The organism is Flavobacterium sp., from assembly GCF_044371705.1.
Lineage (GTDB): Bacteria > Bacteroidota > Bacteroidia > Flavobacteriales > Flavobacteriaceae > Flavobacterium.
Genome location: NZ_JBILTE010000178.1, coordinates 1 through 5,243 on the forward strand (window position 1 = coordinate 1; position 5,243 = coordinate 5,243).

The window sequence follows — 5,243 nt, forward strand, 5'->3', positions numbered from 1 at the left end:
GTTCTTCTACATTATTCAACCCTCTGGATTCATGCACTTTTTGGTTTTGTGTTTTCAGTTCCTTGCTTTTTTCAACGCCAATGCCGTCGTCTTCAATCAAAACTTTGATTAATTGATTTTCTTCTGCAAAGGTGACTTTCAAAGTTCCTTTGGTTTCCCGGTAACGCAATCCGTGCCAAATGGCGTTCTCCAAATGCGGCTGAATCAACATATTCGGAACTAGAATCGCATCGGCATCCAATTGTTCATCCACCACAATTTCATAAACAAATTTGTCCTGAAAACGCAAATGTTCCAAATCCAAATACTTTTTAATTTGCTCTAGTTCATTGGATAACGAAATAAAATCTTTATTGGACGTTTCCATCATATTCCGCATCAAATTGGAATACGAAGTCAAATATTTATTGGCTTCCAACTCGTTATTTTGAGCAATAAATTGGTTCACACTATTCAAACTATTAAAAATGAAATGGGGATTCATTTCCCGTCTGAGCGATTGCAACGCAATTTTTTTGTTCTTGGTTTTGATGGAAAATAACGCTTTTGCAATCAATCCCAACAAAATCAACATCAAAATCACGGAACCAATCAATACGTAATTGAATTTATTTTTCTTCGTTATCAATTCATCTTTCAACGCCCGTTCTTTCTCTAATTGCTTGATTTTTTCTTCCGTTACCTGAAAGATTTTTGAATCCACTAATGTACTGTCTGCTTGCACCATTCGATCAAAATCGTTTAGAAATTTGTCGTACAATTCAATCGCTTTTGTTTGATTTCCTTTTGCTTTGTAATAATCCGAAAGAGCCAACATCGCTTTTTTTGCATCAAAAGTGCGTCCGTTTTTCAACGCTAAATCATAGGTTTCTTCAAGTAAAACAATCGCATCGTCTTGGTTTTCATTTTTAAAATACAAAGTCGCCAACGTCTGTTGCTGCTCGATTTGTTGCGAAACACTACCTAATTTCTCAGCATCGGAAATGGTGTTTTTGGTAATTTCAATCGCTTTATCTAGGTTGTTTTCCGAAGCATACACTTTCGATATTTCACTTTTCAACTTTAACACTTCTTCCGGTTTGTCTTTCGAAACCGCAATGGCCTTTTCATAACTTTCAATCGCCATTTCCTTATTATCGGCTTTTAAATCTACCTCCGCTTTTTGTTTATAGACTTCGGCGGCATCGTCCATTTTTCCTTCTTTTTCTAAAATTTTAATGTTAGAATCCAAATAGTCTGCTTGCATTTTCGGACTCGTATTTTTTAAACGACTGGCATCATTGGAATTGACTTTTGAAAAGCCGACATCAACCGCTTCTTCACTGGCCGATTCATAATTTAATATGGCTTGATTGAACTTTTTTTGCTTCTCTTGAACTTGAGCAAGTTGACGTTTAGTGGAAGCAATTTTATCTTTGTCTTTTTGCTTTTGATAAAGAGTTAAAGCTCTTTTTAAATAATCTTCGGCTTTAACATACTCCTCTTTTTTATCCAATTCATTGGCCAGTTCCAAATACTTGTCGGCGGTTGCAATAGGATTACTTTCTGACAAGGTTTCTTTCAGTTCAATGGCTTTCTTGCTCACGGATGTTTTGCTCATCTTCGTCTTCGTTGTGTCCTGAGCCACAACAACCAACGGGAAAAGCAAAGCAAATAGTAAAATTTTCAGTCGAAAATACATAGGCAAAATATAATAGTGTAAAGTACGAAAATAAAATTGGCTTTAAAAAACAGTTTCACCAAGTCAAAAACGGGTTTCACCAAGTCTGGAAAAAACGAATGACCGAACCTTCTAATTTTATCAAAAAATCAATAAAAACAATCAATTATGAAAGCAAAAATCATCTGGGGTTTATCGGCTGTTGCAAGCTGTCTCCCGCTAATTTACATTTGGAATTCGAATCCAAAAATCGAACCAAAAATGGCTACTCCTTCAAAAGAACTTGCCATTCAGGAAACAGAAATCGCTAAAGAAGAAGAGTTGCCTTGTGTATTTATGACCCTAATGGGCGAACAACCTTCCGAAGGATATGCTGCTGTAAAAACAGCAGAGAAATTTCAAGAAACCATTTCCAAAGGTGAATTATGGTTGGTAGAAGCACAAAATACCGATGGTGGTTGGGGTGCCGGTTCGCAAAGTAAACAAAGAGAAAAAAATCCTCATGCGGTTTCTTCCGATCCTGCAACAACTGCCATGTCTGCGATGGCATTATATCGTTGCGGCTATACTATGGAATCGGGAAAAAATAAAGAGACATTAGAAAAAGCAGTGCTATTTCTTTTAAGTGAAATTGATAAAAACACAAAAAGTGAATTCATCACTTCCATCAGAGGCACACAAATTCAAGGAAAATTGGGCCAACACATTGATGCGATTTTAACCTTGCAGTTTTTCAATCAATTGCTTCCTACTCTTAAAAATGAGGCAATGAAAGTAAGGGTCAAAAACGCCATTCAGGTTTGTGTAGATAAAATTGAAAAATCAATGGATGGTTCCGGCAAAGTGGGCGGTTCCGGTTGGGCAGGTGTTTTACAATCTTCTTTTGCGAATTCAAGTTTAGAAATGGCAGCCAAAAATGACGGTATTAAAGTCGATCAAGTAAAAATTCAAAAAGCAAGAGATTATCAAAAAAGCAACTACAATCCGGCAAATGCTTCTGCCAAAACAGACGATGGTGCAGGAATAATGTTGTATGCCGTCAGTAGTTCCGTTCGCGGAAGTGCCGAAGAAGCTAAGGATGCCGATAGAATTTTCAAAAAAGCAAAAGAAGAAGGTCGCATTGAAAAAGATGCCGTATTAAACGAAACAAATTTAAAACGAATTGGCGTTTCCGACGAAAAAGCAAAATCATATGACGTTGCCGATAAAGTGTATAAATCAGCCAAATTAACAGCGATGAATGAAGATGTCTTGGCTGGATTTGGAAACAATGGAGGTGAAGAATTCTTAAGCTTTTTACAAACAGGTGAATCCATGATTGTCAACCAAGACGACGAATGGAAAAAATGGTACGACAATATTGGCGGGCGAATGATGCAGATTCAAAACTCTGACGGTAGTTGGAGCGGTCATCATTGTATCACGAGTCCTTCCTTTTGCACCGCCACTTGTTTGATGATTCTTTCGGTAGAAAACGACATCACAAAACTTCAAAAATAATTTTAAAAAATAGTATCATGAAAAATATAATTGCAACCCTCGCTTTGTTTACTTCAATGCTATTGTTTAGCTGCGAAAAGAAAAACAACCTTGTTGAAACACCTATTCGTTTAGCAGCAACCCACCCACCTTTGATTGCCGAAGATGAGTCGGACGGAAAAATTCAAGTCGCACTTTTATTAGACACGTCAAACAGTATGGACGGATTAATTGACCAAGCAAAATCCCGCTTGTGGAACATCGTTAATACGTTAACCACATTAAAATATGAAGGAAAAACACCTTCCATCGAAATTGCTTTGTACGAATATGGAAATGACGGTTTGGGAAGTGCTTCCGATTACATCCGTCAGGTGACTCCCTTAACCACAGATTTAGACTTGATTTCTGAAAAATTATTCTCGTTGCGAACCAACGGCGGCAGCGAATATTGCGGTGCTGTGATTAAAGATGCTACCCAAAAGTTAACGTGGAACGATGGCAAAAAAAGTATGAAATTGATTTATATTTCCGGTAATGAACCGTTTAATCAAGGTAGTATCTCCTATAAAGAAGTGATTAGCGAAGCATTAAAAAAAGGAATCTACATCAACACTATTTTTTGTGGAAATCACCAAGAAGGTATCCAATCCTTTTGGAAAGACGGAGCTGATGTGGGTCAGGGAAAATACTTCAACATTGATTCCAACGCAAAAGTAATTTACATCGCCACGCCGTATGACGACCAAATAACTAAATGCAATACCCGATTAAATACAACCTATATTGGTTACGGTTCGAAAGGTGCAGAGAAAAAAAGAAGTCAGGAAGTGGAAGATGCCAATGCACAATCAATTTCAGGAGCAAATTTTGCAGAACGTTCGGTTAGCAAATCGAAAGACGTATACAAAAATGAGAGTTGGGATTTGGTTGATAAAGCGAAAAAAGACGCTAAAGTTTTAGAAGAAATCAAAAAAGAAGAGTTACCAAAAGAACTACAAGGAAAAACCAAAGAGGAATTAAAAACCTTCGTGGCTGAAAAAGCAAAAGAACGTGAAGCCATCCAAAAAGAAATGGCAGATTTAGCCAAAAAACGTCAAAAATATATTGATGACGAAGCGGCAAAAACAAAATCGCAAGACGACTTAGGAAATGCAATTAGTGTTTCGATCGTTAGTTTAGCAAAAACAAAGGGGTATGTTGTTGTAAACTAAACATGATTTTGTTGTATTTGAACCACTCTTAACCAAAAAAGTAAGAGTGGTTTTTGTATGTTGTTAAATTAGAAGAACTTATAAATATTTTTCATAGCTTTACCAAACCTAAAAGATACCTGCTATGAAAAAATTACTTCCCCTTTTGCTTTTATTTGCTATGGCAGTAAATGCACAAACCTTAACCTTGCAAACATTCGCTTCCGGTTTTTCCAGCCCGGTTGCTATTGAAAGTGCCGGCGACGCTCGTCTTTTTGTCGTGCAGCGAGGCGGAGCCATTCGCATTTTGAATGCCAACGGTACCATTAACGCAACGAATTTTTTAACCCTTACTTCAGCAACCATCTCTTCAGGTGGTGAACGTGGTTTGCTGGGTTTGGCTTTTCATCCCAACTATGCCACAAACGGGTACTTTTACGTCAATTATACCCGAACTGGCGATGGTGCTACAGTAATAGCCAGATATTCCGTAAGTTCAACCAATCCGAATGTGGCGGATGCGTCAAGTGCTTTGGTCTTGTTGACCATTGCCCAACCCTTTTCAAATCACAATGGAGGATCTTTGGTTTTTGGCCCCGATGGCTTTTTATACATCGGAATGGGTGATGGCGGAAGTGCAAATGACCCAAGCAACCACGGCCAAAATATTAATTCCTTACTTGGAAAAATGTTGCGTATCGATGTAAACTCCGGGACTTTATATGGAATTCCTGCTTCGAATCCTTATGCAGGAGCCACAGCCGGAGCGGACGAAATTTGGGCTGTAGGTATGCGAAACCCTTGGAAATTCTCATTCGATTCGCAAACAGGTGATTTATGGATTGCCGATGTGGGTCAGAATGCCATAGAAGAAATTAATAAAGCTCCATCGACAGCGGCTGGTTTGAATT

Annotated in this window: 4 protein-coding genes; 3 read left to right on the forward strand and 1 reads right to left on the reverse strand. The window is 38.0% G+C overall.

All coding sequences use genetic code 11. The features are described from left to right. Positions 1 to 1,600: histidine kinase (locus ACIQ2S_RS10970; protein ID WP_396175905.1), on the reverse strand; the 1,600-nt coding region annotated here is incomplete at its 3' end. Positions 1,601 to 1,828: 228 nt separating this feature from the next. On the opposite strand from ACIQ2S_RS10970, the gene ACIQ2S_RS10975 reads away from it, so the two are divergent. The 3 genes from ACIQ2S_RS10975 to ACIQ2S_RS10985 all read left to right on the forward strand — a co-directional run. After that, complete coding sequence (locus ACIQ2S_RS10975) at positions 1,829 to 3,160, forward strand: hypothetical protein (protein ID WP_396175907.1); 1,332 nt, start codon at positions 1,829 to 1,831, stop codon at positions 3,158 to 3,160. 17 nt (positions 3,161 to 3,177) lie between these two features. Continuing rightward, positions 3,178 to 4,353 (forward strand): VWA domain-containing protein, encoded by a 1,176-nt coding sequence (locus tag ACIQ2S_RS10980; protein WP_396175909.1) that lies wholly within the window; start codon positions 3,178 to 3,180, stop codon positions 4,351 to 4,353. A 124-nt stretch (positions 4,354 to 4,477) separates the two neighbouring features. Then, positions 4,478 to 5,243: PQQ-dependent sugar dehydrogenase (locus tag ACIQ2S_RS10985; RefSeq protein WP_396175911.1), on the forward strand; the 766-nt coding region annotated here is incomplete at its 3' end.